Annotated in this window: 21 protein-coding genes; 4 read left to right on the plus strand and 17 right to left on the minus strand. The window is 71.6% G+C overall.

Annotated elements, in window-relative coordinates:
- Window positions 1-1109: 1109 nt before the first annotated feature.
- The 4 genes from Actkin_RS26240 to cmdF form a co-directional block, all read right to left on the minus strand.
- Window positions 1110-2492: an FAD-binding oxidoreductase gene (locus tag Actkin_RS26240; protein ID WP_258904622.1), complete on the minus strand. Its 1383-nt coding sequence runs from the start codon at window positions 2490-2492 to the stop codon at window positions 1110-1112.
- Window positions 2493-2702: 210 nt separating this feature from the next.
- Window positions 2703-4214 (minus strand): FAD-binding oxidoreductase, encoded by a 1512-nt coding sequence (locus Actkin_RS26245; RefSeq protein WP_258904623.1) that lies wholly within the window; start codon window positions 4212-4214, stop codon window positions 2703-2705.
- A 20-nt stretch (window positions 4215-4234) separates the two neighbouring features.
- On the minus strand, window positions 4235-5590 hold the full coding sequence (locus tag Actkin_RS26250; RefSeq protein WP_258904624.1) for a condensation domain-containing protein: 1356 nt from the start codon (window positions 5588-5590) through the stop codon (window positions 4235-4237).
- A 27-nt stretch (window positions 5591-5617) separates the two neighbouring features.
- Window positions 5618-7219 (minus strand): tyrosine 2,3-aminomutase, encoded by a 1602-nt coding sequence (cmdF, locus tag Actkin_RS26255; RefSeq protein WP_258904625.1) that lies wholly within the window; start codon window positions 7217-7219, stop codon window positions 5618-5620.
- A gap of 278 nt (window positions 7220-7497) precedes the next feature.
- Between cmdF and Actkin_RS26260 the strand changes: the two genes are divergently transcribed.
- Window positions 7498-8652, plus strand: a complete 1155-nt coding sequence (locus Actkin_RS26260) for an epoxide hydrolase family protein (RefSeq protein WP_189214069.1) — start codon at window positions 7498-7500, stop codon at window positions 8650-8652.
- Window positions 8653-8848: 196 nt separating this feature from the next.
- Window positions 8849-10048, plus strand: a complete 1200-nt coding sequence (locus Actkin_RS26265; RefSeq protein WP_258904626.1) for an acyltransferase family protein — start codon at window positions 8849-8851, stop codon at window positions 10046-10048.
- A 53-nt stretch (window positions 10049-10101) separates the two neighbouring features.
- On the opposite strand, the gene Actkin_RS26270 is transcribed toward Actkin_RS26265, so the two are convergent.
- Window positions 10102-10866 carry a TylF/MycF family methyltransferase gene (locus tag Actkin_RS26270; RefSeq protein WP_258904627.1) on the minus strand — a complete coding sequence of 255 codons (765 nt, stop codon included), beginning with the start codon at window positions 10864-10866 and terminating at the stop codon, window positions 10102-10104.
- Window positions 10867-11025: 159 nt separating this feature from the next.
- Between Actkin_RS26270 and Actkin_RS26275 the strand changes: the two genes are divergently transcribed.
- On the plus strand, window positions 11026-11271 hold the full coding sequence (locus Actkin_RS26275) for a phosphopantetheine-binding protein (protein WP_229787736.1): 246 nt from the start codon (window positions 11026-11028) through the stop codon (window positions 11269-11271).
- A gap of 31 nt (window positions 11272-11302) precedes the next feature.
- The gene (locus Actkin_RS26280) at window positions 11303-12157 is read left to right on the plus strand and encodes a phytanoyl-CoA dioxygenase family protein (protein WP_258904628.1); all 855 of its coding nucleotides are present in this window, start codon (window positions 11303-11305) and stop codon (window positions 12155-12157) included.
- 487 nt (window positions 12158-12644) lie between these two features.
- Here Actkin_RS26280 and Actkin_RS26285 read toward each other — a convergent pair whose 3' ends face one another.
- The 12 genes from Actkin_RS26285 to Actkin_RS26340 all read right to left on the minus strand — a co-directional run bounded on the left by Actkin_RS26285 (window position 12645) and on the right by Actkin_RS26340 (window position 24570).
- On the minus strand, window positions 12645-13451 hold the full coding sequence (locus tag Actkin_RS26285) for an alpha/beta fold hydrolase (protein ID WP_189214064.1): 807 nt from the start codon (window positions 13449-13451) through the stop codon (window positions 12645-12647).
- A gap of 136 nt (window positions 13452-13587) precedes the next feature.
- The gene (locus Actkin_RS26290) at window positions 13588-14826 is read right to left on the minus strand and encodes a cytochrome P450 (protein ID WP_189214063.1); all 1239 of its coding nucleotides are present in this window, start codon (window positions 14824-14826) and stop codon (window positions 13588-13590) included.
- 2 nt (window positions 14827-14828) lie between these two features.
- The gene (locus Actkin_RS26295; RefSeq protein WP_189214062.1) at window positions 14829-15830 is read right to left on the minus strand and encodes a methyltransferase; all 1002 of its coding nucleotides are present in this window, start codon (window positions 15828-15830) and stop codon (window positions 14829-14831) included.
- A gap of 117 nt (window positions 15831-15947) precedes the next feature.
- Complete coding sequence (locus Actkin_RS26300; RefSeq protein ID WP_189214061.1) at window positions 15948-16334, minus strand: acyl-CoA thioesterase; 387 nt, start codon at window positions 16332-16334, stop codon at window positions 15948-15950.
- Between the two features lie 34 nt (window positions 16335-16368).
- Window positions 16369-17664: an MFS transporter gene (locus tag Actkin_RS26305; RefSeq protein WP_258904629.1), complete on the minus strand. Its 1296-nt coding sequence runs from the start codon at window positions 17662-17664 to the stop codon at window positions 16369-16371.
- An 85-nt stretch (window positions 17665-17749) separates the two neighbouring features.
- Window positions 17750-18175, minus strand: coding sequence for a nitroreductase family deazaflavin-dependent oxidoreductase (locus Actkin_RS26310; RefSeq protein WP_189214059.1), 426 nt, complete (start codon window positions 18173-18175; stop codon window positions 17750-17752).
- A gap of 83 nt (window positions 18176-18258) precedes the next feature.
- The gene (locus tag Actkin_RS26315) at window positions 18259-19812 is read right to left on the minus strand and encodes a benzoate-CoA ligase family protein (RefSeq protein ID WP_258904630.1); all 1554 of its coding nucleotides are present in this window, start codon (window positions 19810-19812) and stop codon (window positions 18259-18261) included.
- Window positions 19813-19827: 15 nt separating this feature from the next.
- Entirely contained in the window at window positions 19828-20028 is a 201-nt protein-coding gene (locus Actkin_RS26320) for a DUF6052 family protein (protein WP_189214058.1), read from the minus strand.
- Complete coding sequence (locus Actkin_RS26325) at window positions 20015-21313, minus strand: phenylacetate--CoA ligase family protein (protein WP_258904631.1); 1299 nt, start codon at window positions 21311-21313, stop codon at window positions 20015-20017. Before Actkin_RS26325 ends, Actkin_RS26320 begins: the two co-directional genes overlap by 14 nt.
- Window positions 21313-23061, minus strand: a complete 1749-nt coding sequence (locus tag Actkin_RS26330; protein ID WP_258904632.1) for an FAD-dependent monooxygenase — start codon at window positions 23059-23061, stop codon at window positions 21313-21315. The genes Actkin_RS26325 and Actkin_RS26330 overlap by 1 nt, the downstream gene beginning before the upstream one ends.
- On the minus strand, window positions 23051-23875 hold the full coding sequence (locus Actkin_RS26335) for a tryptophan synthase subunit alpha (RefSeq protein WP_258904633.1): 825 nt from the start codon (window positions 23873-23875) through the stop codon (window positions 23051-23053). The genes Actkin_RS26330 and Actkin_RS26335 overlap by 11 nt, the downstream gene beginning before the upstream one ends.
- Entirely contained in the window at window positions 23857-24570 is a 714-nt protein-coding gene (locus tag Actkin_RS26340; protein ID WP_189214054.1) for an alpha-hydroxy-acid oxidizing protein, read from the minus strand. The genes Actkin_RS26335 and Actkin_RS26340 overlap by 19 nt, the downstream gene beginning before the upstream one ends.
- Between the last annotated feature and the right edge of the window lie 70 nt (window positions 24571-24640).

The raw sequence follows: 24640 nt of genomic DNA on the forward strand, positions 1-24640 counted from the left end.
GACGCCAAGCCGTGTGGACGAGGCTGGCCGCGACGCAGGCAAGCCCCGCCCAAGACCCTCCGGCCAGCGAAGCGAACGGCGAGTCGTGTGGAGGCAGACCGGGCCACGACGGCAGCTGAGGCTCCGCCCGAAAGCCACTGGCGAGACGACAGCAAGTCGTGCGGAGGAGATGGGCGTACGACGGCAGCTGACGCTTCAGCCCCGGACCTACCAGGCTCGCAGGGCGAGCGGCACGCCGAGTCGAGGCGAGCAGTGGCGCGGGCAGCGCGAGCCCCGCCCGAAACCGCCAGACTGGCAGGGCGAGCGGCAAGTCGCGCGGAGGAGGCGGGCCCACGACGGAGGCGGACGCTCCAGCCGAAACCCACCAGGCTGGCAGGGCGAGCGGCACGCCGAGTCGAGGCGAGCAGTGGCGCGGGCAGCACGAGCCCCGCCCGACACCCACCTGGCAGGCCAGGTGACGACAAGCCGCGGGGAGGACAGGCCACCACGGCGGCGAACGCTCCAGCCCCCACCCACCAGGCCAGCAGGGCGAGCGGCACGCCGAGTCGAGGCGAGCAGCGGCACGGCCAGCACGAGCCCGCCCGACACCCACCAGGCAGGCCAGGCGACGACAAATCGCGCGGAGGAGACCGGCCACCACGGCGGCGAACGCTTCAGCCGAAATCCGCCAGACTGGCAGGGCGACCGGCACGCCAAGTCGAGGGGAGCAGCGGCGCGGCCAGCGCGAGCCCCGCCTGAACCCGCCAGGCAAGCGAAGCGACGGCAGTCGTGTGGAGGAGACGAGTCCACGACGGCGGCCGACGCTCCAGCCCCGACCCAGCAGGTTGGCAGGGCGAGCGGCACGTCGTCGAGGCGGCCAGTGGCGGGGGCCAGCGCGAGCCTCGCCAGGCTGGCAGGGCGAGCGGCAAGGCGCGTGGAGGCGGGCGGTGGTGCCGCCGGGGATCGCTTCGCCAGCTACCGCAAGGCAGACCGGCCCTGGCGGGGGCGAGCCGTCCCCTGCTCGCCACGCTGTCCGGGTCCGGGTCCGGTCTCGACAACCCCGCCATTTCTCCCCGCACGACGAAGCGGGCCCGGCCGGTAGGGCGGGCCCGCTTCGGGGTATGCGGTGGTCAGGCGTCGGCTGGGGGGATGTTGTTGTTCACGCGGAACACGTTCGTTGGGTCGTACGTGCGCTTGATGGCGCGCAGGCGCTCCCAGGTGCCATCCGGGTAGGCCTCGCGGATGCGGCCCTCGCGGCGGTTGTCGAGGAAGTTGACGTACATGGCGGGCTTGCCCTTGGCGAGGGCCGTGGTGAACTCGTCGACCCAGCGGTGCTGGTTGTCGGTGTCGGCGAGGTCGCTGTAGATGGCCGCGAGGTTGATCATGATGTCGCGGTCGCGGTGGGCATAGGCGGTGGCGTCGGCGGGGACGGCGCTCGCGGCGCCGTTGATGACGCGGATCTGGGTGGCCGCCATGTCGGCGGTGGCCGCGGCGATGCGGTCCAGGATCAGGGTCGCGTCGTCGAGGTCGACGGTGTCGGTGAAGAGGTTGCGGGACGCGGCGATCGGGTGCTCGTCCTCGTCCTCGGGCGGGTAGATGCCGGGCAGCGGCATCGTCTCGATCATGTCGGCGATCGGCGCGTCCAACTCGCGGAACGGGGCCAGGGCGCGCTCGGCGGCCTCGCCCTCCCCCGCGTAGACCATCATGGACATGATGATCGGCGTGCCGACCAGCTCGTCGGGGACGAACGGCATCGGCGGGGCGTTGAAGATGTTCATGATGCTGGTCAGCTCGGCGGGCGCCTCCTGGGCGAGCTTGACGAACCCGGAGATCGTCTCCGGCGTCGCCTTCTGCACCAGCAGGCCGCCGACGACCGTGCGCAGCTCCACCAGGTTGTAGCGCAGCCGGGTCACCACGCCGAAGTTGCCGCCGCCGCCGCGGATCGCCCAGAACAGGTCGGGCTCGTTCTCGGCGTCGACGCGGCGCAGCTCGCCGTCGGCGGTGACGATCTCCGCGGCCAGCAGGTGGTCGATGGTCAGGCCGTACTTGCGGACCAGGTAGCCGATGCCGCCGCCGATGGTGATGCCGCCCAGGCCGACGCTGCCGGTGTCGCCGAGGCCCAGCGCGAGGCCGTGCTCGTGGGCGGCGTTGGTGAACTCGCCCGCGGTCAGACCGGCCCCGGCCCACGCGGTGCGCGTCTCGGGGTCGATCTCCAGGTCGCGGATGGTGGACATGTCCAGCACGATGCCGCCGTCGCAGAGCGCGAACGGGCTGTGCCCGCCGCCCTTGACCGCCAGCGCCACCCCGGTCTCGCGCGCCACCGCGACGACCCGCGCCACGTCGGCGACGCCGTCGGGCCGCACGACGACCGCGGGCCGCTCGTCGAGCCCGCCGAGGTAGATCGTGCACGCCTTGTCGAAGTCCGGGTCGCCGGGCACGAGGACCGCGCCGCCGACCTCGGCGCGCAGCCGGGCGATCACCGGCTCGCCCGCCGGGTTCGTCTTCTCCGCCATGTGGGAAATCACCTCATGTCCTGTGGCAGCGGTTTTGTGGCAGGAGCCAGCCGGGCATGGTCACCGGCACGAACGCGTCCAGTCTGGAGCGGTCCGGACGCCGTTGTCCTCTTCCAACGTGCTCCGTCCTGATCAACACTGCCACCGAGGGGACGCGCGCGGCCGGCGGCCCGAGGAGATCTCGGACCCACCGGCCGCGCGCCCCTCGGGTCAGGGCAGCTCGACGGACAACCCGTGGTGGAACACGTCGCGCGGGTCGTACTTCGCCTTGACCTGCTGCAACCGCGGGTAGTTGTCCTTGTAGTACAGCGTGGACCACGGCACCCCCGAGGTGTTCCACTCCGGGTCGGCCAGGTCGATGTCCGGGTAGTTGATGTACGACCCGTCGCTGCGCTCGCCGGGCACCGGCACCCCGCCCGTCTCGGCGTACACGTCGCGGTAGAACTCGCGCAGGCGGCCGATGCGGTCGTGGTCGTCGGCCTCGTCGCCCCACACGGACATGAACGCCGCCTTGAGCACCGAGTCGCGCTGGGCGGTCGCGGTGGCGTCCGGGGCGACGGTGTTCACCTGGCCGCCGTAGCCGATCAGGATGAACTGGTTGTGCTCGGAGCCCTCGCGGGTCAGGTGCTCCCACACGGCGGCCAGCTGCGGGTCGGTGTACCCCTTGCGCAGGTACGCCGCCTTCAGCTTGGCCCGGCGGACGTCCGGTGTGCCCGGATCGCCCCAGTTCGGGTAGGCCGCGAAGAACAGCCACGGCTTCACCGACTGCGTGCGCGTCCCGGCCACGCCGACGCCCTCGGACACCGCGTCGAAGTACTCGTCGAGCAGCGCGGCGGCGTCGGGGACGTCGTCGTCCACCATGGCCTGCACCAGCAGCGCGCCGCCGGAGCGGTGCGACGCGTAGAACGACGCCGAGTGCTGGGCGTGCCGCGAGCCGGGCGCGCTGTTCTCCTCGAACCACGTGCCGACGTTGCGCAGCAGGGTCGTGAACGACTCCTCGGTCATCTCCGCCCACGGCCACATGCAGTAGCCGATCCGCCAGCGGCTCGGCGCCTTCGGCAGCAGCTCGGCCGGGTCGGTGGAGGTGGCCCCCGGCGCGCGGACCCAGTAGCGGGTCACCACGCCGAAGTTGCCGCCCCCGCCGCCCGTGTGCGCCCACCAGAGGTCGCGGTGCGGGTCGTCGGGCTCGTTGGTGGCGACCACCGCGCGAGCCGTGCCGTCCGCGTCGACCACCACGACCTCGACGGCGACCAGGTAGTCCACGACCGCGCCGAGCCTGCGCGACAGCGGCCCGTAGCCGCCGCCCGCGAAGTGCCCGCCGACGCCGACCTCGGTGCACTCGCCGCCGGGGATGGTCACGTTCCATCCCTTGAACAGCACCCGGTAGACGTGCCCGAGGGTGGCGCCGGGCTCGATGGCGAACGCGGCGCGGTCGGCGTCGAAGTAGACCGTGGCCATCTCCGACATGTCCAGCAGGACGCCGCCCTCGGCCGCGGTGAAGCCCTCGTACCCGTGCCCGCCGCTGCGCACCGTGACCCGCAGGCCGCCCGCGACGGCCTCGCCGACCACCCGCACGACCTGCTCGGTGGTCGTCACCACGCAGACCCGGTCCGGCTTGGCGACGAACCGGTGGTTCGCGCCCCGCAGCATGCTCTCGTACCTCGGGTCGTCCGCCTCGATGACGGCGGGCCCGAAGTCCGGCACGCGTGCCAACTCACTCACGTCTGAAACCCCGTTCTCCGTCAGAACCGCAGCGGCGCCTGCGGGTCGAGGACCGTCTCCTTGAGCACCTGGGCGAACTCGTCGGCCAGGGCCTGCATGGTGGCCTCGGTGAACTTGTGGGTGTTGTAGCCAAGGTAGGCGTGGATCTGCCCGCTCGGCGTGATGTCCAGCTGCCACAGCGCGCCGTCGGGGATCTCGGTGGCCCGCTCCTGCGACATCCGCCTCGGCACGGTGCGCAGCTCCAGGTCGCCGACGACCTCGCCGTCCATGGTGAACGGCAGCTGGAGCACCTGGAACGCCACGAGCGCCTGGTCGTCCTCGACCGCGCCCGCCATCAGCGTGGGCGCGGCGCCGATCACCTCGAGGAACGGGATCTCCCGGGAGTAGGCCTCCAGGAAGGTCGCGCGGGCCCTGGCCACCACGTCGGCGAAGGTCTCCGCGCCCGCCAGGTCCGTGCGCAGCGGGAGGAAGTTGGTCAGGTTGCCCACCGTGTCCTGGAAGCGCGCCTGCTTGCGGTGCGCGCCGATGGTCGGCACCGTGATGTCGGTCGCGCCGGTGCGCCGGGCCAGCAGCACGTAGTACGCCGCCAGCAGCACGATGAACGGCGTGCTGCGGCAGGACTTGCCCACCGCCCGCACCCCGGCGGCCAGCTCGTCGTCGACGGCGTAGCGCAGGACCGCGGTGTTCTTCGGCAGGTCGGCCGAGCGCGGGAAGTCCATGGTGACCGTGGCCATCCGCGCGCCGTCGAGCTTCTCCCGCCAGAACGCCACCGACTTCTCCGGCACGACCTCCTCCGGCGACTCGCGCTGCCAGACCGCGAACTCGCGGTACTGGACGGCCTCGGGGCGCTCGGGGATGTCGTGGCCGCGCCTGCGGGCGTAGGCCTCGGCGAGGTCCCTGGCGATGACCTGGGCGGACCAGCCGTCGATCGCGGCGTGGTGCATGATCAGCACCACCACGGAGTCCTCGTCGTCGAAGCGGCCGAGCACTGCCCGGATCAGCGGCAGCGGCTCCATGCCGAACCGGCCGCCCTCCAGCTCGATGACCAGCCGCTCGGCGCGCCGGTCGCGGTCGCCCGGCGCGGTGTCCGACAGATCCACTTCGGACACCCGCGCCGGGCTCGGCGGCGCGACGCTCTGGTACAGCTCGTCGCCGTCGCGGACGATCCTGGTGCGCAGCGCCTCGTGCCGGGTCACGACGTCGAGGAGCGCGTCGGCGAGGGTCGCGCTGTCGACGCTGCCGCGGATCCGCCAGCTCCAGGTGATGTTGTGGCGGGGGCCGAACGGGCCGGAGTCCTCCTCCCCCGCGTCGAACACACACAGCATCTGCTGGGCGTAGGACACCGGGAAGCGCTCCGCCGACGTCGGGTTGGTCATGTCGCGCACCTTTCGGTTCTCGGGCGGTCAGCGCAGCTGGACGCCCGCGCGGCGGACGGCGTCCAGGAACTCGCCGCGGCCCAGCGCCGCGGCCACGGCCTCGATGTCGTCGGCCATGTACCGGTCCTGCTCCAGCGTGGGCACCAGGGCGCGGACGGCGTCGTAGGTCGCCTTGCCCGCGGCGCTGAGCCCGGCGTAGCGGCCGGAGACGTCCACGGCCTGCGCGGCGGCCAGGTACTCGACGGCGAGGATGTAGTTGTTGTTGGACTCGACCCGCCGGGCGTTGCGCGCGGCGATCAGGCCCATGCTGACGACGTCCTGGTTGTCGCCGTTGGACGGGACGCTCTGCGTGCTGGCCGGGCCGATCGTGCGGTTCTCGGCGACCAGCGCGGTGGCCGGGTACTGCGCGCCTGCGAAGCCGCTGTGCAGGCCGGGCTCGCCGGAGCCGACCAGGAACTCGGGCAGGCCGGAGAGGTACCGGTTGAGCAGGCGGTTGGTCCGCCGCTCGGAGAACACGCCGAGCTGGGTCAGCGCGATGACGGTGAAGTCCATGACGAAGGCGACCGGCTGGCCGTGGAAGTTGGCCCCGTGGAAGACCTCCTTGCCCTCGAAGAACAGCGGGTTGTCGTTCGAGGAGTTGAGCTCGGTCTCCACCGTCGCGGTCGCGTGGTACAGCGAGTCCCGGACCGCGCCGACGACCTGCGGGATCGCGCGCAGCGTGTAGGCCTTCTGGATCCACACGTCGGTGCGCGAGACGTCACCGGTCTGCTGCTCCTTGGCCTGCTTGCGCAGGTCGGCGTGCTCGACGGCGAGCCGGGTGCCCGCCAGCAGCTCGCGCATGTTGGCGGCGTTGTCCATCTGGCCGCGGTGCGGCCGGGCGATGTCGTGGCCCTCGGCCTGGAACGGGCTCAGGGAGCCGTGCAGCGTCTCGACCACCAGCGCGGTGACGATCTCGGCCTGGCGGACCTGGTTGAGCGCGCGGTCGAGCACCAGGGAGCCGAGGCCGGTCATCGCGGAGGTGCCGTTGATGAGCGCCAGGCCCTCCTTGAACCGCAGCTGCAGCGGCTCGATGCCGTGCTCGCGCAGGACCGGCCCGGTCGGGGTCTTCCTGCCGTCCTTGAGGACGTAGCCCTCGCCGATGAGCGAGGAGGCGATGTGCGCCAGCGGGCCGAGGTCGCCGCTCGCGCCCAGCGAGCCGATCTCCGGGATGGCCGGGGTGATGCCCAGGTTGAGGTAGAGCGCCATGCGCTCCAGCAGCTCGGGGCGGACCGCGGAGTAGCCCTTGGCCAGCGCGTTCAGCCGGGCGGCCAGGATGGCGCGGGCCTCCTGCTCGTTGAACACCGGGCCGACGCCTGCGCTGTGGCTGCGCACCAGGTTGGTCTGCAGCTCGACCTCTTTGGAGGTGCCGACGAGCATGTAGATCATCTCGCCGTAGCCGGTCGTGACACCGTAGACGGGGACACCGTCGCGGACCGTGTCCTCGAACTGCTTCCGGCTGATCGCCGCTCGCTCCAGAGTGGACTCGTCCAGCGTCACCGGGGTCCGGTCAACGGCAACCCGCCGAACGCCCTCGATGTCCAGCTTCTCGCCGTTGAGGTCAACCGATCCCTCGTTCTCGACCAGCGTCACGTCTTCACCCCGTCAAGGTGTCCGTAGTGGCATTCAGGCAACCATTTCGGCGTCGACCTTTTTGTCACCGTGTCCGGTGAAAAGTCTTGGACTATTGGCTGCGAAAGAGGCGTCGAAGCCAATAGTGCACCGAGCAGGCCGGTTCTTCTTCTCTGCACGTGCGGAGCGAGGGGCGCAACGGCGGAGTTGAACGCGTTTGCGCCCGCGGAGATGATCGTCAAGATAATGGGCCGTCGCCGAGACGGCTCTGTTTCGGTTGCGCAGAAAAGGAACCCGCCATGGAGCCGTTCCGCATTGACATCCCCCAATCCCAGATCGACGACCTGCACCGCAGGCTCGACGCCACCCGCTGGCAGCCGGAGCTGGCCGGGTTCGGCTGGGAGCGGGGCGTCCCCCAGGACTACCTCAAGGAACTGGCGGCCTACTGGCGGACCTCGTTCGACTGGCGCGCCGTCGAGGCGGAGTTCAACCGGTACCCGCAGTTCACCACCGAGATCGACGGCGAGGACATCCACTTCCTGCACATCACCTCGCCGGAGCCGGGCGCGACGCCGATGCTGCTCTCGCACGGCTGGCCGGGCGGGTTCATCGAGTTCGCCGACGTCATCGGCCCGCTGACCGACCCGGCCGCGCACGGCGGCGACCCCGCCGACGCCTTCCACCTGGTCATCCCGTCGATCCCCGGCTACGGCTTCTCCACGCTGCGCCACACCGGCTGGGACGTGCCGCGCATCGCCTTCGCCTGGGCGGAGCTGATGCGCAGGCTGGGCTACGACCGCTACGTCGTGCAGGGCGGCGACGCGGGCTCGGTCATCTCGCTGGTGCACGGCCTGGTCAACCCCGAGCCGCTGATCGGCATCCACGTCAACATGCTGATGACCTTCCCCTCCGGCGACCCGGCCGAGCTGGCCGACCTGTCGGAGACCGACCAGCAGCGGCTGCAGAAGCTGGGCCAGTTCGACCTCGACCAGTCCGGCTACATGAAGATCCAGCAGACCCGCCCGCAGACGCTGGGCTACGGCCTCACCGACTCCCCGGTCGGCCAGCTGGCCTGGATCATCGAGAAGTTCCACGCCTGGACCGACGAGTCGGCGAAGGTGCCCGAGGACGCCATCTCCCGCGACCGCCTGCTCGCCCTGGTCTCGCTGTACTGGTTCACCGCGACCGCGGGCTCCTCGGCGCACTTCTACTACGAGGGCGCCGAGGCCGTCCGGGCCGCGGTGTCCGGCGCGGTGCCGCCGCCGCAGACCCGGCCGGTCGGCGTCGCCGTGTTCCCGCACGACGCGTTCCTGCCGATCCGGCGCATCGCCGACCGGGACATCCCGACCATCACGCACTGGACCGAGTTCGAGCGCGGCGGTCACTTCGCCGCGATGGAGGAACCGGAGCTGCTCGTCGAGGACATCCGGAAGTTCGTTCGCGGACTCCGCTGAGCAATTCGCCGATGGAGCATTCAGCGAGATGCCTCGGCGAGCGCGATGGTCTTGGATTCTGACAATCCCGGTCCCCGTTTCGTTGTGAAGGAGCACGTCGATGGTCGCCGAGTTAGTGGGCCCTCCGCCAACAGGAGCGCCGGAACCACCCAAGAACGCCGCCACGGCGGCTGAGCCGCGCCGGAAGCGGTTGCCGGTGCTCGACGGGATCCGCGGTTACATCGCGATCGGCGTCCTGTTCGCGCACACCGCGTACTTCGCGGGCATCATGGACGTCGGTCCGCTGAAGGGCATCCCGGTCCTCAACTGGCTGACCGTCGGCCTGACCATCATCCTGACGCCGTTCTTCCTGCTCTCCGGCATGCTGCTCTACAAGTCCTTCGCCAAGGCGACGTTCACCGGCGGCGACGCGCCCGCGCTGAAGCCGTTCTTCGTGCGCCGCATGCTGCGCATCGTGCCCACCTACTGGGTGGTCGTGGTCGCGGCGCTGCTGCTGATCAACCTCTCCGCGATCGACAGCGTCTGGTACGTGCTGGCGCCGCTGCTGGGCCTGCACTACTTCAAGGGCGGCGACTTCTCCGGCCTGGTCCCCGGTCTGGAGATCACCTGGAGCGTCGTCACCGAGGTCATCTTCTACCTGCTGCTGCCGCTGGCCGCCGCGCTGATCAACCGGTACGCGCGGTCCGCCGCGGGCGACCCCGACCGGCAGCTGCGCCGGATCATCTGGTCGCTGGCCCCGTTCGTGCTGCTGGGCCCGGCGTGGGAGGTCTACACGCACCTGCCGTCGATGGGCAAGTACCCCATCGAGATCTTCTGGCCGCCGATGTTCCTCGGCGTCATGGCGATCGGCATGATGCTGGGCGCGATGAACGCCTACCACGACGTCACCGGCCGGGTGCCCAGGCTCTACCAGTTGGCCGCCAAGTCGCCGATGTCGTGGTGGGTCGTCGCGTTCGGGCTCTACATCCTCAACTGCGTGCGGCCGTTCGACAAGGCGGGCAGCGGCGACTACCCGCCCATGAGCCAGGCGCTGCTCGACCACGTGCTCACGGTGATCTGGGGCGTGCTGGTCGTCGTCCCGCTGATCGCGCCCGGGGCCCGCTCGCGGTTCATGGACGCGGTGCTGGGCAACAAGGTGGCCGGGTTCCTCGGCCGGATCTCCTACGGCGTCTACCTGTGGCACTTCCCGGTGCTGTACTTCGTCATCGGCGCGGGCAGCCTGTTCGGCACGCCCGCGATGCTGATGCCGGGCACCGCGAACACGTGGGTGCTCATCGGCGAGGTGCTGGTCGGGACGATCATCCTGGCCACGCTGACGTACTACCTGGTCGAGCGGCCCGCGGGCAGGCTCGGCGGGCGGATCGTCAAGTCGGGCGCCCCGACGGCGGCGCTCTGAGGCGAAACCGGGCCTGGCGGGACCGCAGCGGTCCCGCCAGGCCCGGTCGCGTTCTACCTGCTGCGCCGCCAGAAGACGCTCCAGCGGTCGATGCGCTCGATCGGGTCATCGATGCCGTGCTCGGCGCGGAACTCGTCCACCGCGGCCCGGCAGCCGGGCACGAGGTAGTCGTCGATGATGACGTAACCGCCGACGGACAGCTTGGGGTACAGCGGGTTCAGCGCGTCCAGGGTGGACTCGTAGAGGTCGCCGTCGAGGCGCAGCACGGCCAGGCGCTCGATGGGCGCGGCGGGCAGCGTCTTGTTGAACCAGCCGGGCAGGAAGCGGACCTGGTCGTCGAGCAGGTCGTACCGCTCGAAGTTGCGGCGCACGGCGGCCTCGTCGACGCCGAGGACCTCGTTGTGCTCGTGCATGTTCAGCCGCTGGTCGATCGGGTGGCTGAGGTCGCCTGCGGTGGGCACGCCCTCGAAGGAGTCGGCCACCCACACCGTCCGGTCGGTGACGCCGTGCGCCTTGAGCACGCCGCGGGCCAGGATGCACACCCCGCCGCGCCACACGCCGGTCTCGATGAAGTCGCCGGGCACGCCGTCGGCGATGACCCGCTCCAGGCAGGCGCGCACGTTCTCCAGCCGCGCCATGCCCACCATGGTGTGCGCGACGCTCGGCCAGTCGCTGCCGGTGCTGCGCGCCCAGGCGTTGAATTCGGTCCGGTCGAACACCGGATTCGGTATCGCCGGGTCCTCGTAAATTGTATTCGCGATCACACGCTTCAGCAGATCGATATACAGATCCCGGGTCGCGTCCGTGATTTCACTCATGCCCTCGATGGTATGGGCGGGCAGCGGGAATGCGGAACGGTCGCCGGTCAAGGCAGCACAGCACGAGATGCAACCGCTCCCGGGCGCATTCACCATCGGTAATGGCGAATTCTTCGACCCCGGTCGACGCTATCCGCACGAGTAGTGGGAGGCAGTGCATTGAGCGACACCATCGCGCAGAAGGTCGAGGCGATCTGGCGGGACGTGCTCACCGTGCCGAGCGGGCAGGACGACGCGACGTTCTTCGAGCTCGGCGGCAACTCCGTCTCCGCCGTCCGGCTCGTCTCGCGGATCGAGGAGGAGCTCGCGGTCTGGATCGACGTGGGCGACATGTTCGAGGACCCGGACCTCGCCGAGCTCATCCGGACCGTGATCGCCAAGGCCGACGAGGCCTCAGCGGCCTGAGCCGCGGCTGATGGAGGGAGGTGAACGAGGGATGGCCGGTCTGCGGCGGGTTACTCCCGAGGCGAGCCTGGACGAGGTCGTCGAGATCCTCGAGCGGGACGGCGCCGTCATCGTCGAGGACTTCGTCGACGCGGCGACCCTGGACGCGCTCTGGGCCGACCTCGGCCCGGCGCTGGACGCCCAGGCCTACGGCGACGACTGGTACAACGGCACGAAGACGCGCCGGGTGTCCTCGGTGTTCGCCAGGACGACCCACCTGACGCCGGTGGTGACCCACCCGCTGTACCTGGGCTCGGCGCGGGCGATCATGCAGAAGCCGGTCACGATGCACATCGGGAAGAACCGGGTCGAGATGACGCCCAGCATCCAGATCAGCGGCACCCAGGTGGTCCAGATCCACCCGGGCCAGGGCCAGCAGCCCCTGCACCGCGACGACGCGCTGCACCTGCGCCCCCACCCCGGCCCGACCAGCCGCGTGCAGCTCATGCTGGCCATGAGCGAGTTCACCGCGGCCAACGGCGGCACCCTGGTCATCCCGGGCAGCCACCACTGGGACGACGAGCGCGCCCCGTCCACCCGCGAGGCGCACCCGACCGAGATGCCCCAGGGCGCCGCCCTGATCTGGCTGGGCGGCGTCTACCACAGCGGCGGCAAGAACAACAGCGACAAGCCCCGCACGGGCCTCACGATCGCCTTGGACCTGGGGAACCTCCGCCAGGAGGAGAACCAGTACCTGGCAGTCCCCCGCGAGGCCGTCATGGCCTACCCGGAGGAGGTCCGCCGCCTACTCGGCTACGACCGCTGCCCACCAGGCCTGGGCTGGGTGGAAATGGACGACCCCTACCACCTACTGGACTCAGACGGCGAACCGGAAATGGCAACATAAGAAAAAAGGAAAACGCCGCCGCCACCCCGCGGCGGCGTTTCCCTTTACGCCCCCAACCAGGGCTTGCCTGCCATCCCGTCGACCTGGCGAAGCCTTACCACACCCAGGGTGGGGGCGCGGCCCTCAACGAAACAGGACTTGCCAGGTTAGGGCCCCCAGGGCCCTAACCCGCGAAAACGCAAGCTCCGCGCCCCCACCCTGGGTGTGGTAACCCTCCGGGAGGTCGACGGGATGGCAGGCAAGCCCGACCCCATCCCGGAGACCAGCCCGTCCGGCGAGGACGCTCTTAAAGCGCGACAGTCCGAGGGATCATTGCGGTGGTAGGTGCCCCGCAAGCGGGAGCTGGCACAGCTCGAGACGAGAACCCTAGATCAGCAAGGGCACCGACAGGCCCCCGGATCGCAGACAAGCACCCCGAGTGAGACACCACCCGGCAAACACCCCAAGCCGGTCCACCGAAGCGGACCGGCGAGGGCGGGGGACCGTTTCAGTCCGCGAAGTACTTCGACAGCACCGGCGCGATCACGTCCGGGGACACGTCGTGGGTCTGGTCCGGCAGGGCCTGGATGTCCACCGCGGTCGGGAGGATCTTGTGGAGTTCCTTCGCCGCGTTGTGCATCCACTGCTCGCTGGCGCCGCCGTGGAGGATGAGGGTGGGGACGGTGGAGGAGGCCCAGCGGTCGGTGGGCAGGGGGTTGCCCGACATGAGGCCGTCCATGATCTCGCCGTCGTAGGGGACGGTGGGGCCGACGGCCTCCATGAGGGGCCAGAACGGCTGGCTGGCCATGCCCTCGACCATCTCCTCCGGGAGGAAGACGGTCTTGGTCAGGGCGTACTTGACCGCGTCGGTCTTGCGGCCCTCGGCGACCAGGGCGCGGGCCGCGGTGACGTAGTCGGCGGGGCGGGGCGGGTGGGTGTCGTCGACGATGAACGGGGGCTCGTAGACGGCCAGCTTCTTGATGGGCAGGCCCGCGGCGGCGGCGTCCAGGGACAGCACGGCGCCGGAGGAGAAGCCGATGACGTACGCCGAGCCGCCCGCCTCCTCGATGACCGCGGCGATGTCCTCGATCTCGCGCTGGATCGCGTAGGGCTGGGTGTCACCGCTCTTGCCCCGGCCGCGGCGCTCGAAGGTGTACACCGTGTGCGTTTCCCCGAGCTTGGCAGCGAACTGCGGCGTCCAGGGGTCGATGTCGGAGCGGTAGACGAAGGCGCCGTCGACGAGGACGACCGGCGGGCCCTGGCCGACCTTCTCGTACGCGATCGCGGTGCCGTCCTTCGAGGTGACTGTGCTCATGAGAAGTGTCCTTCTCTCTATTTCGGGTCGGATCGATTTCCCTCGGCGATCCATCTTGGTCGGCAGGCCGCGGCGGCCGCATCTTCCCCGTTGCTCCGGTGACGGAGCACAGTGTCCCGGTCGCGCGCTGTCATGGTCAGGACGCGATGGCCGCCGCTTCCGCGCCGGTCGTCACCGGCAGGGTCCGCAGGCCGCGGATGACCCACCGGTCACGATAGGTGGCCGTGCCCGCGAGCGCGATCCCCGGGAAGCGGCGGAACAGCATGGGCAGCGCGATGCGCGCCTCCAGCCTGGCCAACGCTGCGCCGAGGCAGAAGTGGATGCCGCCGCCGAAGCTCAGCGGCTGGCTGCGCACCCGCGACGGGTCGAAGCGGCCGGGGTCCGGGTAGCGCCGGGGGTCGCGGTTGCCGGCGGCCAGCACGACGACGACCCGCGCGCCCGCCGGGATGCGGGTGCCGAACATGACCAGGTCCTCCGTTGCCCACCTGCTGGTGACGTGCACCGGCGGCTCGACCCGGAGGACCTCCTCCACGTACCGCTCGGTGAAGGCGTCGTCGGTGCGCAGGCGGGCGGCGTACCCGGGGTTGGCGATGGCCATGAGCGCGCCGTCGCCGGTGAGGAACGCCGTCGTCTCGAACCCGGCGGTCAGCAGCAGCATCATGTTGCCGATGAGCTCCTGGTGGCTGAGCCGGGCCGAGTCGGCGTCGTGCAGGCCGACCAGCGAGCTGACGATGTCCCCCGCGGGGCAGCCGCGCTTGCGCGCGATGAGCCCCTCGAAGTGCTCGGCCAGCTCGTCCATGGCGGCGTCCGCGGTGGCCAGCGCGTCGGCGTCGCCGAAGCCGTCGGTGGCCACCGCGATCGCCGTGGCGAGGTCGCGGAACCAGGTCACCCGGTCCTCGTCGAAGCCGAGCATGGCGCTGACCACCGCGATGGGCAGCCGGGTGGCGAACTCGTCCATGAGGTCCACGGCGGACCCGCCCGCGCCCAGGTCGTCGACCCGGTCCAGCAGCCCGGCGACCGTCTCCACGATCACCGGGCGCAGCCGGGCCACCTGCTGCGGCGTGAACTCGGTGTTGACAGTGCCGCGCTGACGGCCGTGCACGGGCGGGTTGCTGTAGAGCATGGAGTCGGTGAACGCGCGCACCGACGAGTGCGCGCGCCAGTCCGGGTAGATCCGGTCGAACGCGGTGCCGTCCTGCACCTGGAGCCGGGGGTCGCGCAGGATCCGCGCGCACTCCCGGTAGCCGACCGCCACGAAGGTGCCCGGCTTGACGGGCACCAGGTCACCGTGCGCCCGGATCGCCTCGTAGAGGGGGTAGGGGTCCTGCCTGCCCTCCTCGGTGCCCAGCGCCCGGAACGCGGCGAGCGGCTCCATGGTCAGGCCGCCCGCAGCTCGATGATCGCCGACGGGCCCGCGCGGTGCACGTCGACGGTGCGCAGCCCCGCCTGCCGGGCCAGCTCGCTGAAGTCGGCGACGCCGCGCTCGCGGGCCGCGTACAGGGCCAGCATGCGCAGGTCCATCCCGGTGTGGGTCTCCTCGCCGTCGCCGATCGTCTCGATGATCAGCACGCGGCCGTCGGGACCGGCAGCGGCGGCGCAGTTGCGCAGGATCTTGACCGCGTCCTCGTCCGGCCAGTCGTGCAGGACGATGGACAGCATGTAGGCGTCCGAGCCCGAGGGAATGGTCTCGAAGAAGCTGCCGCTGATGGCCTCGGCGCGGTCGTCGATCCCGGCCTCGACGAAGGTCTGCTTGGCGGCGGGGGTGGCGTCGGGCATGTCGAACACCGCGCCGCGCAGGCCGGGGTTCGCCTTGAGGATCGCGGTCAGCAGCGAGCCGTCGCCGCCGCCGACGTCGGTGACCTTGCCCAGCGAGGCCCAGTCGAAGCCCGCGACGATGCCCGGGGCGCGGGCGGCGACGTCGGCGCCGTGCAGGGCGTGGAAGGACTCGGTGCGCACCTTGGAGGCGCGCATGTCGTCCCAGTACTCGCGGCCGTAGCGCTTGGGGAAGGCGGCCTCGCCGGTGCGCACGCTGTGCAGCAGCTCGACGAAGGACAGCTCGCCCCAGCCCATGCCGTCGATGTCGAACCAGGCGCGCGCCTTGGCCGGGTGGTCCTCGCGCAGCGGCTGGCCGAGCGGGGTCAGCGAGTAGCGGCCCTCGTCGTCGCGGGCGAACACGCCGCGCACGGAGAGGTAGCGCAGCAGGCGCTCGAGGGTGTCGGCGTGGGCGCCGCAGGCCTCCGCCAGCTCAGCCGCCGTCTGCTTGCCAGCGACGATGTGATCCGCCACGCGCAGCGTCGCCGCCACCCGGATCGCCATCGGCGTGCCCAAGCCGGCCATCGACCACAACTTCTTGGCATTGCCGTCCAGATCGCCGAACATGCCGGACCTCCTCATTTCGAGACCAAGGGATGACTATTCAGCACAGAGCGAGCACCCCTCACCTTCGATCGTGCGCAGGTGGGGGCGCTTTCGGTGCGGGACAACGGTTCCGGCGGATTACGCCGACGGCTCCCGCAGGTGCGACGCGAGCGCGGCGCGCAGGGCGTCGGGCACCGGGGTGGGCACGCCCGAGCCGTCGAGGTGCACGACGGTGTGGGAGCCCTCGGCGTGCACGGCGCCGCCGGAGACGACCCGCCACGAGTAGGTGATCGACGTGGAGCCGATCCGGTCGACGCCGATGTCGACGGTGTAGACATCCCCCGCGCGCAGCGGCTTGCGGTAGGACGAGCTGACGGCGCGGCGCGGGAACGCCCCCGGGTCGAAGCCCGCGGCGCGCACCAGGGCGTGCTCGGCGTCCTCGGCCCACCGCAGCGGCGCGGTGAAGTGGAAGCTCCCGGACGCGTCGGTCTCCGACCAGGTCACAACGGCGCTGAACGAGTTCATGAGGGAACGCTCCACTCTCTTCCACAGAGCCGGGTCATGCCGCCGCGTCCCCGGCGGAGCCGCGGTCGGCGGGGACGATCGATGCCACCTCCGGCGCGGGCGCGTCGGCGCGGTGGCGGGTGCTGGCGGGCACCAGCACGGTCGCGATCGCGCCGAGCAGCGCCGCGGCCGCGAAGATCTGGAAGTTCACCGCGAACCCGGCGCCGAGCTGGGCGAGGTACCCGCCGATCAGCGGGCCCATCATCGCCCCGAGGCGGCCGAACGCGGAGGTGAAGCCCACCGACGTCGCCCTGATGCCGGGCGCGAAGTGGTTCGCGATCTGTCCGAACAGGACGATCTGGGTGCCGACGCTGCTCGCGCCCGCGACGAAGATGAGGCAGTACAGGACCACCGCGGGCAGCTCGACGCTGAGCAGGAAGATCGACGCCGTGGCGACCAGGAACGCCGAGGGCACCACGTACTTGGGCCCCAGCCGGTCCGACAGCGTCGCGCCGAGCACCCCGCCGAGCGCCGCGCCCGCGTTGAGCACCAGCAGGAAGACCAGCGCGGGCCCGACCGAGTACCCGGCGGCCCGCATCAGCTGCGGCAGCCAGGTGTTCAGGCCGTAGGACACGAGCAGGCCAGCGAAGTTGGCCACGGCGAACAGCACCAGGGCCACCGCGATCCGGCTGCGCAGCGCCCGGCCCAGCGACACCAGCCTGCGCCGGGCCGCCCCCGCGCCGCCGGAGCGCTGGAACGCGGGCGACTCCGGCAGCAGCCACAGCGCCAGCGGCACGATCGTGACCAGCGGCAGCGCGCCGACGGCGAACATGAACCGGAAGCCGAGCGGTTCCAGGAAGAACAGCGCGAGCAGCGCCGCCAGCATCCCGCCGAGCGGGAAACCGGCGCACACCAGCGCGTTGTTCAGGTTGCGCCGGTGCGGCGGCGCGGACTCCACGGTCAGCGCGATCACCGTGGGGGCGATCCCGCCGAGGCCGATCCCCGCCACGAACCGGAGCACGCCGAACACCTCGGGGCCCGGGGCGACGGCGCAGCCCAGCATCGCGGCGGAGAACAGCGTCAGGCAGCCGATGACGGTGCGCCTGCGGCCGAACAGGTCGGTGATCGCGCCGACCGCGATCCCGCCGACCAGCATGCCCAGCAGGGCGTAGCTGCCCATCAGCCCGACCTCGGCTGGCGTGAGCCCCCAGTCCGGGTAGGCGAGCAGCTGCGGCACCACCGACCCGAACACGATGAGGTCGTAGCCGTCGAACACGATCGTGAGCAGGCACAGGCCGATGACCAGACCGGGACGGCGCGGTCGGGCGTGGACGGGCTGCCGGTCGGTCATCGTCACTCCCCTCGGGTGGCGCGCACGGGAGCGGCCTCGATTCCCACCTGCGCAGGATCGAGGCCACTGTGCCGGACTCCGACGATCAGGCGGCCTTGCGCTCCAGGGCGAGCACCGGGATCTGCCTGCTCGTCTTGGACTGGTACCGGCCCAGGCGGTGGTTGGAGGCCACCAGCTCGGCCCACAGCCGCTCGCGCTCCGGGCCCTCGGCGATCTCCACCGCGACCGCCTCGTACTTCTCGTCCCCCACCTCGACGGTCAGGGTCGGGTCGGCCTGCAGGTTGCGGTACCACTGGGGGTGGTAGTCCAGACCGGCGTTGGTCGCCGTGATGATCACGCGGTCGCCGTCCATGATGTAGGACACCGGGCTCACCCGGTCCTTGCCGGTCTTGGCCCCCTTGGTGGTGATCAGCGTGAGGGGGAAGCCCTCGTAGTCGCCGCCCACCACGCCCTTGTTGGCACGGAACTCTTCGATGATCGGCTTGTTGTACGACAGGAAGTCGATTGCCATGCTCACCACCCGGTAGAAGGGTTCTGGTCCAAGACCACCTTGGCCCAGCGGGATGTGTGCCGCATCTCCCCCGTTGCCTGCGCTCAGGCGACGGCGCGCAGCGTGTTGCGGTCGATCTTGCCCGTCGGCGTCTCCGGCAGCGCGGCCACGAACCGGATCTCCTTCGGACACTTGCGGGAGGCCAGGTGCGCCTTCACGTGCTCCTGGATCTCCTCGGCGCCCACGGGCGTGCGCGGCACGACGAACGCGCGCGTCGCCGTCAGCCCGTCGGCCGTCGTGTAGCCGACGACCGCGCACGCCACCACCCCGGGGTGGGTGGCGATGCAGTTCTCGATCTCCGTCGGCGCCACGTACAGGCCGCTGACCTTCAACAGGTCGTCCGCGCGGCCTCGGTAGTAGAAGAAGCCGTCGGCGTCCCGGCTGAACAGATCGCCGGTGCGCAGCGTGTTCGGCGCGGGGAAGCTCTGCGCGGTCTTCTCCGGCGCCTTCCAGTAGTCGACGCCGACCGGCTCGCCCCGCACCTGCAGGACGCCGACCTCGCCGTCGGGCAGCGGGGCGCCGCTGTCGTCGACGATCGTCGCCTCGTAGTGCGGGATCACCTGGCCGAGGCTGCCGACGCGAGCCCGGCCGGGCCGGTTGCAGATGACGGCGTTGAACGACTCGGTCGACCCGACGCAGTCGAGCAGGTCGACGCCGAAGGTGTCCAGCCACCGCCGGTGCAGCTCCGCGGGCAGCTGCTCGCCCGCCGACAGGCACATGCGCACCGAGCTCAGGTCGGCCGCCTCCGCGCCCGGGTGGGCCAGCATCGCCTTGATCATCGTCGGCACGTTGACGATGACGGTCGGCCGGTGCCGGGCGACCAGCTCGAAGATCCGCTCGGCCGTGGTGCGCTCGGGGAACAGCACCCCGGTCGCGCCCGCGCCCATCGCGTACAGGCCGACCAGGTCGCGGGCCCAGCCGGAGAACAGCTTCGGCACCGCGAGCACGACGTCGTCGGGCCCGAGGTCGAGCACGCCTCGGCCGAACCACTCGTGGCTCAGCCACGGGCTGCGCGCGTAGTGCCTGCACGCCTTGGGCTTGCCGGTGCTGCCGGTGGTGAGCTTCCACATCGCGATGTCGGTCGCGGCGACCGGCGTCGGCTCCAGCTCCGCCGACTGCGCCCCGACCAGCTCGGCGAAGTCGTGCTCGTCCTCGCGCAGCCCGTGCGGGTGCGGGCCCAGGACGATCGACCCCCGCGCCCCGGCGTACCGCATCGCCTCGACCACGTCGCCATCGGTGACCACAATGGACGGCCCGAGGTAGTCGACGTTGTACCGGTGCTCCTCCGGGGAGAGGAAGTTGTAGACGTCGACCGTGATCGCGCCGATCCGCTGCGCGCCGTACCACGCGGCGAGGTACTCCACCCCGTCGCGCATGGCGATCAGCACCCGGTCGCCCTTGCGCACGCCGAGGCCGCGCAGCGCGTTGCCAGCACGGTTGACCAGCGCCCGCAGCTCGGCGTACGAGGTCGCGCCGTCGGGGGTGATCAGCGCCGTGCGCTCACCGGGGTTGTGGTCGAGGAACCGCACCGCCAGGTTGTGGTCGAGGTCCTGCCCGACTAAGTGGGCCGCCGCGGCGGTGGTGCCCGACATGGTCATGCACTTCCCTTCTCGTTACCCCTCCGCGAGCCAGCGGTGGGTGTACATCTCGAAATCCAGCGCCTGCCCGTCCAGCGCCACGTGCACCTCGGCCACGGCGGCCCGCGCCGCCGTGCGCACCGAGGGCACCGAGCACGTCGCCGCGAGCTCGTGCAGCGCCGCGTAGCACTCGCGCAGCTGCCGCTCCTCGCGCGGGGTCAGCTCACCGCTCGTCATGGAATCGCACCGCCTTCGCCTCGAATCGGGGCAGCACCCCGGGCTCCACCAGCTCGACCCTCGGCAGCAGGCCGATGGTCCGCTTGATCTCGGCGGCGATCCGCTCGCCGAGTTCGGGCCGCGCCGAGGCCGGGTCGGTCGGCTCGACCCGCAGCACCATCACGTCCAGCCCCCGGTCGGCGCGCAGCACCGTCTGGAACTCGCGCACCTCGGGGAAGCCGCGGACCACGTCCTCCACCATCACCGGCGTCACCGAGATGCCGCGGATCTTGCGCATGTCGTCGGCGCGGCCGATGATGCCGCCCTCGTACCAGTCCCACGTGCGGCCGCACGGGCACTCGTGCCACGGCCGCTTGATCACGATGTCCTCGGTCCAGTACCGGAAGATCTGCCAGCCCTCGCGGCCCAGGCCGGTCATCACCCGCACGCCGCGCTCGCCGTAGCCGACCGGCTCACGCGTCTCCGGGTGCAGCACCTCCTCGATGGCGGCGGGCTCGATGATGTGGCTGATGCCGGGCCCGCCGGGGCACTCGAAGGTGAACACGGTGGCCAGCTCGGTCATCCCGGCCACGTCGAAGACCTTGGCGCCGAAGCCGCGCTCGATGGCCCGCACGGTGGCGGGCGGGCGCGGCTCAGCCCCGGTGATCACGGTCTTGAGGTTGCCGTCGGCCGCCAGGTCGATCCCCATGTCCGCGGCGGTCTCCAGCAGCCGCAGCGCGTAGGTCGGGGTGCAGCCGATGACCTCGATCTGGTAGTCGACGAGCAGCCGCACGCGGGTCGCGGAGTCCATCGAGCCGCTGGGCAGCACCGCGCAGCCCATGCGCATCAGCGCGTCCTGCATGCCCCAGAACCCGATGAACATGCCGTACCCGAAGGCGAGGATGGCGCGCTGGCCCGGCCGGACGCCGACGCCGTGCAGGATCGTGCACCACTGGTCGACCGCCCACGCCCAGTCGCGCGCGGTGTCGAACGTGCGCAGCGGGGTGTTGCCGCTGGTGCCGCTGGTCTGGTGGAACCGCACGGCGGCCGAGGGGTCGATCGAGGGCAGCAGGCCGAACGGCGGGGCGATCTCCTCGGCGGCCACCAGGTCCTTCTTGGTCACCAGCGGCACGCGGCGCACGTAGTCCTCGAAGGAGGTGATGTCCTCGGGGATGCGGTCGGCCCAGAACTTGGAGCCGCGCGCCTGGGCCATCGCCCTGCGCAGCTTGGTCCACTGCCACGCCCTGAGCTGCTCGCGCGGCATCGTCTCCGTGCGCGGGTTCCAGAACGGCTGGTCCGCTGTCATCACGCCTCCCCGGCTTCGGATTCGTCGAAACGCAGCACGCACAGGTCCGCCCGGCCCGCGGCGATCGCGGTGTCTGCCGCGTCGAGGGTGCGCATGCCGTCGTCGACGACGACGGCGAGGCCGGTCTCGTTGCGGACGGCGTCGGCGACCTGCAGCACCTGGCCCGCGCGCGGCGGTTCGTCCGTCGACGGCCGCAGCAGCACGACGGCGGCCCCGGCGGCCTCGACGGCGCGGGCGAGCGCGACGGCCTCCTCGGTCCCGGCCACCGTGTCGCAGCCCGATGACAGGGCGATCACCGCGCCGACCGGCTGGTCCTCGGGCCACTGCGCGCGCAGCGCGGGCAGCTCGGGCGGTGCGGCGAGCAGGTCGGCGACGGCGTGCGCGGACAGGTCGAGCAGGGCCAGCTGGTAGCCCGCGTCCCGGGCGGCGGCCAGCTCGGCGTCGAGCCGGTCGGCGGCCAGCACCGCGGCGGCGGGCGTGCCGGGCACGGGCGGCGTGCCGATCAGCAGCCCGGCTCCCTCGGTCGGGACGGTCGCGGCGACCCGGTTGGCCAGCCGCAGCCCGCCGACGACGGCGGGGGCGAAGACCGGCGGCGGCGCGATCGCCGTGGGCGTGCCGGTCGCGCGGCTGTGGAACCAGGCGTTGAACCGGCGGATGAAGTCCGGGTCGCGGCGGGCGATGTCGCCGTAGGAGATCCGCCACGACCGGGCGGTCAGCTGGTAGGCGAACTGAATGGGGTCGTAGTCGAGGTAGCGGCCGACGGTGTCGAAGTACCGCTCGGACAGCAGCGCAGCGTCCTGGAACTGCTCGACCCGCCCGCGCCGCACCTTCTCGTACATCGCCAGCGCGTCCGGGATGTTCGGCTCGGCGCGCAGCTGGGCGGCCAGGGCGATCGCGTCCTCGATGGCCAGGCGGGTGCCCGAGCCGATGGACCAGTGCGCGGTGTGCGCGGCGTCACCGATCAGCACGGTGTCGTCGGTGTGCCAGGTGTCGCAGCGCAGGTGCCGGAACTTCGTCCACGCCGGACCGCGGCGCAGGATCGGCCTGCCGTCGAGGTGGTCGGCGAAGACCCGCTCGCAGAACCGCAGCGACTCGTCGATGTCCATCCCCGCCATGCCGGAGCGCTGCCACGTCTCCTCGGAGGCGTAGATGATCAGCGAGCTCCACGACTGCCCGGACGGGTAGACGTAGCCCTGGAACAGGCCCCACTCGGTGTCGACGAAGATGTAGGCGAAGGTGGGCGCGGCGGCCTCGACGCCGAACCAGCCGTAGTAGAACGACCCGTGCTCGATCCTCGGGCCGAACGCGGCCTCCTTCTGCGAGCGGACGAACGAGTTCAGCCCGTCGGCGCCCACGACGAGGTCGGCGTCGGCGTGGTCGGCGAGGTCGGTGACCTGGTGCCCGTAGTGGAGGCCGACGCCGAGCGCGGTGGCGCGCTCGCGCAGGATGGTCAGCAGCGCGTCGCGGCCGATGCCGTGGAAGCGGTTGCCCTCGACCAGGTACCGCGAGTCCCGGCAGCGGATCTCGACCTTCGTCCAGCTCATGCCCGCGCGCTCGATGGCGGCGAAGGACTCCGCGTCCACCCCGGCCAACTGGTCGAGCGAGCCCTCCGGGAACACGACCGCCCAGCCCGCGCTGGCGCTGGGCTCGTTGCGCTCGTAGACCCGGACGTCCTCGACGCCGTCGCGGCGCAGCAGGGTCGACAGGAACAGCCCCGCGGGGCCCCCACCGATGATGTCAACGCGCATGCCCACCCCTCGCCAGTTCGGTTCCAGACAGGACGGTCGCGGCCTTCCAGCCGCGGACGGCCGCGGCCGCCCACGCGGCGCGGGCCGGGGGTTCGGCCGCGGCGACCCCGCGGCACAGCGCGCTGCCGATCACCACGCCCGCGGCGTGCGGCGCGACCGCGCGGATGTCGTGCTCGTCGCGGATGCCGAACCCGGCGAGGAACGGCGTCGTCGCCGTCGCCGCGGCGGCAGCGGCGAAGTCGCCGACCCGGTCCGGGTCGAGCCGCTCCCCGGTGCGCTCGGCGAGCGCCTGGTAGGTCAGGTGCCGCGCGGCGGACTCCAGCCCGCGCCGCCGGGCCGGGTCGGCGCCGGGCAGCAGCAGCGGGATCGCGCTCAGCCCGGTCGCGGCCACCCGCTCGGCGGATAACCCGCCATGCGGGTCGGTGAGGACCAGCCCGTCCACACCGGACTCCTGCGCGGTCGCGAGCAGCGCGTCCGCGCCGAGGTCGGCCACCGTGCTCGGGTACACCAGCGCCAGGACCGGCACGTCCGGCAGCCGCGTGCGCAGCGCCCGCGCCTGGTCCCAGGCCCGCTCGGGCGGGCACGACCGGGCGCGGTCGAACGACGCGGCGATGTCGGCGCCCCTGGGCCGGGTGCTCGGCGTCGGGATGCCGATCTCGATGACGTCCGCGCCCGCCTCGGCCACGGTGACGGCGAGGTCGACGGGGTCGGCCAGCGGGTCGCCGAGCGTCAGGTAGACGGCCAGCAGCCGGTCGCCGCGCAGGTCGGCGGCGCGCAGGCCCGCGCCGATGCGGTCTACCGGGGACACAGCCACGCCCCCTCCCGCAGCGTGCGCACGAACCGGGCGGGGTCGTCGCTCTTGGCCAGCGCGGTGCCGATGAGCACGCCCTCGGCGCCCGCGGCCGCAGCGCGGGCGACGTCGTCGGCGGTGAAGAAGGCGCTCTCGGAGAGGATGAGCACGTCCGAGGGCACCTCCGGGGCCAGCATCTCGGTGACGCGGACCGTGCCCGGGTCCAGTTCCAGCGCCACGATGTTGCGGTTGTTCACCGCCACGGCCACGGGGTCGAGCGCCAGCGCCGTGCGCAGCTGGCCCCGGGTGTGCACGCCGAGCAGGACCTCGAGGCCCAGCCGCTCGGCGTGCTCGCGCAGCCGCTCCAGCTGGTCGGGCGGGGTGGTGTTGATCGACAGCTGCACCGCGTCGAACCCGACGTCGACGGACTCGTCGAGCTGGCTGGTGGTGCAGAAGAACTCCTTGCGCATCAACGGCAGCTCGGTCCGCACGCGCAGCTTCGCGGCGAGGTCGACCCCGCCTGCGAAGTACACCGGGTCCGTCGGCATGGTCAGCGCCTCGACGCCGCCCTCCACCAGGGCGTCGAGGAACGCGTCGAGCCGGTCGAGGTCGATGAGGGCGCCGTCGCGGGGTGAGCGGAACTTCACGTCGGCCAGCACCGCGGGCTGACGGGTCCGTCGAGCGGACGCCAGGACGTCGAGCAGACTGCGGCCGTTCATGGTCCTCCTCTCGGCGCCCGGGCGACATCCGCGATCCTCACACCGCGTCACCGGCCCCGGCATCTTCCTC

The organism is Actinokineospora sp. UTMC 2448 (assembly GCF_024760565.1).
In the GTDB taxonomy this organism is placed as follows: Bacteria; Actinomycetota; Actinomycetes; order Mycobacteriales; family Pseudonocardiaceae; genus Actinokineospora; species Actinokineospora fastidiosa.